Raw genomic sequence first — 4997 nt, 5'->3', positions numbered from 1 at the left:
TTAACACCCTATACATTGTAAAATCGTAATACATCACATAAGTTGTATTTCACGTTTACAACATATAGAATGTAAAATAAACCCAATGCAGAGCCGGACACCATGCACTACCCCATCATTACGCCGGAACAATTGCCTGCCATGTTGCGTGGCCTTCGTCAGCGCGCTGGACTGACCCAGGCACAGCTGGCCGAACGGCTTGGCATCAGCCAGCAAAGTTATGCACGACTGGAAGCCCGCCCAGCGGCGGCTAGCGTAGAGCGGCTAAGCAAATTGCTACGGGTGCTGGATGCAGAACTGGTGATCCACACCCGCGATGATAAACCGGCAGCAGTCAGCGACGAGGCGTGGTAAATGGGCCGCAAAAGTCACCGGCAACAGCTGAACGTGTGGATGAATGGCCTGCTGGTCGGCGAATGGGCACTCACTCGCAGCGGCGAAACTTTCGTCTACCACGACAGCTGGCTCAATCACTCGCAAGCGCGGCCACTATCACTATCGCTGCCCTTTTTGCCCGGCAATGCCGCGTATCGTGGTGCGGTGGTCAACGCCTATTTCGATAACCTGCTACCCGATAGTGACGCCATCCGTCGCCGTCTGGCACAACGCTACCGGCTGAGCGACAGTGCGTCGTTTACCTTGCTAGCAGCGCTGGGGCGCGACTGCGTAGGCGCGCTGCAACTGTTACCAGAAGATGAAACTCCGCAAGACCTGCAGCGCATCTGCGGAGAGCCCCTGGCAGAAGCAGACATCGCAACGCTGCTGCGACAAACGGTGCAAGCCGGCTTGCCAGGCCAGATGGACCACGACACCGACTTGCGCCTATCCATTGCCGGCGCGCAAGAAAAAACGGCCCTGCTATACCACGACGGGTGCTGGCAACGCCCGCTGGGCAGCACACCTACCACCCATATCTTAAAACTGCCACTGGGACTGGTGGGCGGCATGCAGGCAGATATGCGCAGCTCGGTGGAAAACGAATGGCTGTGCGCGCAACTGGTTGCCGCATTCGGTCTGCCGGTTTCGCGCTGCGACATCGCCCGCTTTGAAGAGCAGAAAGTTCTGGTGGTCGAGCGCTTTGACCGCCGGCTATCCGCCGACGGCAGCTGGCTAATACGTCTGCCACAAGAAGATTTCTGCCAAGCCACGGGCACCCCACCCCACCTCAAGTACCAGAGCGATGGTGGCCCAGGCATGGCTCGCATCCTCGATATTCTGGCCGGGTCAGAGTGCAGCGAAGCCGACCGTCGCCAGTTCTTCAAGACGCAAGTGGTGTTCTGGTTATTGGCCGCCACCGACGGTCACGCCAAGAACTTCAGCCTGTTCCATTTACCGGGTGGTCGGTATCGAGCAACACCACTATACGACATTTTGTCCGCCCATCCCGTCATCGGCCATGGTGCCGGCCAGATTGCGCCGCAAAAAGCCAAGCTCGCGATGGCTGTACGCGGGCAAAACAACCACTACCTAATCGACCGCATCCAGCCGCGCCACTGGCTGGCGCAAGCGCGCAGCAGCGGCCTGACCGAAGCATGGGCCAAGGACCTGCTGAGCGAGTTGGCCGATAGCACAAGCGGGGTTTTACAGGCGGTTGAGCGTAAACTGGCGCCCGATTTTCCAGCCGAAGTAGTACAGGCCATTTTTGACAGCATCCGGCGCCAGCGCGACAGACTGGCTGCCCGGCACAGCTAAATGAACTCTCCCACCGCTAAACGCCGTTTGGCGTTGTAGCGGAGGTTTCCGACTTCACCGACCGCTGCGGGGTACGCTTTCGCGCACTGCGACTTACCATGGTCTCTGTCGGCGTTTGATCCTGCGTAGGATCGGTTCGGGACGTTCCATCCCTACCTAATGCCTTCTTCCGCATTCGCATCACCCGCTGACTTACCTTGGGCGCGTAGTCTTCCGACTGCACCAGCGCAACCCCGCGTGCAGCAATCACTTTCGATGCATTCGCGTCCGAGTGGTCTTTGTGTCCGCAGCATTGGCAGATGAACTCGGCTTGCGTCAGCCGGTTATCCGGATGAATATTCCCACAGTGGGCACATTCCTGCGAGGTGTGATGCGGTGCTATCTCGATCAGGAGTTTGTTCTTCCTGATCGATTTGTACTTTGCAAAGTCACGGGTCTTGCCCCACGCGCTTTGCAGAATCTTGCCGTTAAGCCCGGCCTTGGCGCGTGCGCCATTGCGCAGTCAGCGGCCTGATTCATCCCGCTTGGCCTTGGCCTTGGGTTTGCGGGTCATGTTTTTGACTTGCAAAGCCTCGAATACGATCAGACGAGTGCTGTCATCAGCCAGCAGGCGATGACTGACCTGATGGGCAAAATCCTTCCTGACTTCGTGGCCGTAGGTGTACGTCCGCGCAATGGCGCGTTTGGTTTTCCTCCAGCCGGAAGAACCCTTGGTGCGTCGTGAAAGCTGCCGCTGATAACGGCGGCGTTTGCGTTCCCGCTGTGCCATGCGCTCTTTCTGCTCCGGCAAAAAGTCCTCACGCACCCCCTGACTGGTGAACATCGGAATGTTGACGCCACGGTGTAAGCGGCCGGCCGCCCCACATGTGATTTTCAGATAGGAACCGGCATTCTCAAGTTTTCCTTGAGAGGCGTGCACGATGTCGGATCCTGCTGCTGAGTCCCGTATTTTCTGGCAACACCATGTCGAGGCGTTTTCCCGTAGCGGCCTAAGCATCATTGATTACTGCCGGCAGCATGCGTTGGCGCATTCGACCTTCCAGCGCTGGCGCAAATTATTAGCCACAAGCGTGGCACAACCCGCTGTTGTGCCGGTCAAGCTGGAGGCAGCGCCAATCTTGCCTCCACCTGTAGGCCCCATCATGCTGGGTAGTCCATGGCCGTAATTTCAGGGTGCGACTGATCTGGGTGCGGAACCAGTTCGAGCTCGACGATGCGTGCCCACTGGATGTCCTGGCCGCAGTGCTCGTAAGGGGCCGCGCCCTCCTCGGCCAACAGTCTGGGGTGCTGGATACGGGTGATCACGAAGTCACGGAAGCCCTGTCGTTTACGGTCATAGGCCCGCACATGCCAGCGCAGACCATTGTCGAACAGCGCAAAGGGCACGATCACCCGTTCGCAGTAACCACTGCTCAGCGAGTGGTAGCCAATGGCCAGCGGACATTGCCGGTGGATGGCCCGCGTCACACTCGCGAGCACAGTCAGGTCTGGATGTGTGAGCCGCGCAGAAATTTCGCTGGGAACGCTGGCTGATAACGTTTGCGGCTCGCCGTCACCGAAGCCCTGGGTCAGCCAGGCCATCACCCGCTCACGCGGGTATTCAAAGAGCTGCGCAAAGTCGTCGCCCGGCACATAGGCCTTCTGCTTGTTGTTGTACGCGATATTGCCCGGTGCGAGCGCCTTGTAGAGAGCCAGATCCCGGGAGGCGGCTGCCGACTGGATGCCAAAGCGGTTAACCAGATCCTGCCGACGCAATTCACCGATAAAGCGGATGCGCAACTCGATATACGCCAGACGGTCGCGCTGGGGTTGGCTGAGCTCGGAAAGGGATTTAGTCTGCATGGTCGGTGAGTGTTGCAGCGGGCTAAAGTGATACGATATGATAAAAAAATACCTATCATTTTGACAGCCATCTGGATGTATCATGACGGACAGTGCCAAATCAGCCCTCGCCAAAGCCGAGATGACGTGCCCATTTTGCAGTCTTCCCCCCTCGCGCATCACTGCCGAAAACAGGCACGCTATCTGGATTTACGACGGCTATCCGGTGTCTGCAGGCCACAGCCTGATCATCCCGAAGCGCCATATCGGCTCGTTTTTCGAGGCAAGTGACGATGAACGGCAGGCCATGCTGCTTCTGCTGGATCAAGCCAAAGCGGCCGTCCAGCAAGCCCATCAACCGGATGCCTTCAATATCGGCATCAATGATGGCGCTGCCGCCGGACAGACGGTTCCGCACCTGCACCTGCATCTGATCCCACGCTACCGCGGTGATGTCGAAGACCCGCGCGGCGGGGTGCGCTGGGTGATCCCGCACAAGGCCGACTACTGGACGGGTCGCTGAACATGTCCGCCATCGCTCCCAGTCCGGAAGCCCAACTCCAGTTCCTCAGCAAGTTGCAACGGTTATTCGCCGAGGGTGATTTCACAGCAACGTACAAGTTCGCGTTACTGATGGCACTGGCCGATCTGGCCATCGAACTCGGCGCGGACGATGGGCATGAACTGATGCTGACCACTCGCCAGCTCGGACTGCGTTTTATCGGGCTGTACTGGAACCACGCCCTGCCGTACAGCAGCGGTCGACCAGCCTGTACGGCCGGCGTTCTGGCGCAGAGCAAGGGACCTCAGGCAGCCGTCCTCACAGCCATCGCGGCGTTCCGTCTACAAACACAGGTATCCACGCTGTTGGCTGCCATTCGCCACCCGGATTTTGATGCGCTCCTGAGCAAGGTTTCGGCCACGGTCTCGAAACAACCATTGACCTATTTGCAAAATTTTGGCGGTGGCACGGATGAGTTTATTTACACTCGCACCGGGCGAGGCCAGATCCGTCTGAAACCTGGCGTGGCCTACTGTCTCCGCCGCTTTTACACGCTGTTGCAGCAGTTAACGCGCACACACTGGGTCGGTCACTTGACATCCTCCCCGCCCTCTCGCTTTCGCTCGCCAGCCTTGAGGCTGGAAAGGACGGGGATTCCTACCGCGTCTGGCCGCTAGGCGGCCAGCTCGCCTCGGTGGGTTCCTGCTGCTGACGCCATTACCGCAGCGTTCACTTCACAGGCTAGCCGGGCGTGTCCCGCCCTTAATACATTGATCGCGCCGACTACGTCGGCGTTGTTCTCGTAGCCACACTCGACACACTCAAACCGCGCCTGCGTCTGGCGATTATCCGCCGACACATGACCACAGCACGGGCAGGTGCGGCTGGTATTCCGTGGCGGCACGGCGATGAGATGCCCTCCGTGCCACGCCAGCTTGTAGTCCAGCTGGCGACGAAACTCGAACCAGCCCTGATCGAGGAT

General features: G+C 58.9%; 9 protein-coding genes. 5 read left to right on the top strand and 4 right to left on the bottom strand.

The genetic code is table 11. From position 1 onward, the window contains the following. Positions 1-102: 102 nt before the first annotated feature. Positions 103-354, top strand: coding sequence for a helix-turn-helix domain-containing protein (locus ACRC1E_RS00115; protein ID WP_438513075.1), 252 nt, complete (start codon positions 103-105; stop codon positions 352-354). Next, positions 355-1692 carry a type II toxin-antitoxin system HipA family toxin gene (locus tag ACRC1E_RS00110; RefSeq protein WP_438513074.1) on the top strand — a complete coding sequence of 446 codons (1338 nt, stop codon included), beginning with the start codon at positions 355-357 and terminating at the stop codon, positions 1690-1692. 16 nt (positions 1693-1708) lie between these two features. Here the strand turns inward: ACRC1E_RS00110 and ACRC1E_RS00105 are convergent, their stop codons facing one another. Next, positions 1709-2149, bottom strand: coding sequence for a zinc ribbon domain-containing protein (locus tag ACRC1E_RS00105; RefSeq protein ID WP_438513076.1), 441 nt, complete (start codon positions 2147-2149; stop codon positions 1709-1711). 45 nt (positions 2150-2194) lie between these two features. Next, on the bottom strand, positions 2195-2611 hold the full coding sequence (locus ACRC1E_RS00100; RefSeq protein ID WP_438513073.1) for a transposase: 417 nt from the start codon (positions 2609-2611) through the stop codon (positions 2195-2197). 1 nt (position 2612) lies between these two features. On the opposite strand from ACRC1E_RS00100, the gene tnpA reads away from it, so the two are divergent. Then, positions 2613-2858, top strand: coding sequence for an IS66 family insertion sequence element accessory protein TnpA (gene tnpA, locus ACRC1E_RS00095; protein ID WP_438513072.1), 246 nt, complete (start codon positions 2613-2615; stop codon positions 2856-2858). Here tnpA and ACRC1E_RS00090 read toward each other — a convergent pair. Continuing rightward, positions 2833-3534 carry a WYL domain-containing protein gene (locus ACRC1E_RS00090; RefSeq protein WP_438513071.1) on the bottom strand — a complete coding sequence of 234 codons (702 nt, stop codon included), beginning with the start codon at positions 3532-3534 and terminating at the stop codon, positions 2833-2835. The two genes, tnpA and ACRC1E_RS00090, sit on opposite strands and share 26 nt — an antisense overlap. 82 nt (positions 3535-3616) lie before the next feature. Here ACRC1E_RS00090 and ACRC1E_RS00085 point away from each other — a divergent pair, with 82 nt between their 5' ends. Both ACRC1E_RS00085 and ACRC1E_RS00080 read left to right on the top strand, forming a co-directional pair. Beyond that, positions 3617-4036 carry an HIT family protein gene (locus ACRC1E_RS00085; protein ID WP_438513070.1) on the top strand — a complete coding sequence of 140 codons (420 nt, stop codon included), beginning with the start codon at positions 3617-3619 and terminating at the stop codon, positions 4034-4036. Between the two features lie 2 nt (positions 4037-4038). Next, entirely contained in the window at positions 4039-4692 is a 654-nt protein-coding gene (locus ACRC1E_RS00080; protein ID WP_438513069.1) for a hypothetical protein, read from the top strand. On the opposite strand, the gene ACRC1E_RS00075 is transcribed toward ACRC1E_RS00080, so the two are convergent. Next, positions 4689-4997, bottom strand: a 309-nt coding sequence (locus ACRC1E_RS00075) for an RNA-guided endonuclease InsQ/TnpB family protein (RefSeq protein ID WP_438513068.1), incomplete at its 5' end; no start/stop codon positions are given. The genes ACRC1E_RS00080 and ACRC1E_RS00075 overlap by 4 nt on opposite strands.

Source organism: Craterilacuibacter sp. (assembly GCF_051659485.1).
In the GTDB taxonomy this organism is placed as follows: domain Bacteria; phylum Pseudomonadota; class Gammaproteobacteria; order Burkholderiales; family Chromobacteriaceae; genus Craterilacuibacter.
Note: the sequence above shows the minus strand (reverse complement) of the source record. Positions and strands in the feature narration are given on the sequence as shown.

What these genes read in the sequence shown, in the direction of transcription:
- ACRC1E_RS00115 (WP_438513075.1), top strand. Translation starts at nt 103, where the DNA reads ATGCACTACCCCATCATTACGCCGGAACAATTGCCTGCCATGTTGCGT.
- ACRC1E_RS00110 (WP_438513074.1), top strand. Translation starts at nt 355, where the DNA reads ATGGGCCGCAAAAGTCACCGGCAACAGCTGAACGTGTGGATGAATGGC.
- tnpA (WP_438513072.1), top strand. Translation starts at nt 2,613, where the DNA reads ATGTCGGATCCTGCTGCTGAGTCCCGTATTTTCTGGCAACACCATGTC.
- ACRC1E_RS00090 (WP_438513071.1), bottom strand. Translation starts at nt 3,534, where the DNA reads ATGCAGACTAAATCCCTTTCCGAGCTCAGCCAACCCCAGCGCGACCGT.
- ACRC1E_RS00085 (WP_438513070.1), top strand. Translation starts at nt 3,617, where the DNA reads ATGACGGACAGTGCCAAATCAGCCCTCGCCAAAGCCGAGATGACGTGC.
- ACRC1E_RS00080 (WP_438513069.1), top strand. Translation starts at nt 4,039, where the DNA reads ATGTCCGCCATCGCTCCCAGTCCGGAAGCCCAACTCCAGTTCCTCAGC.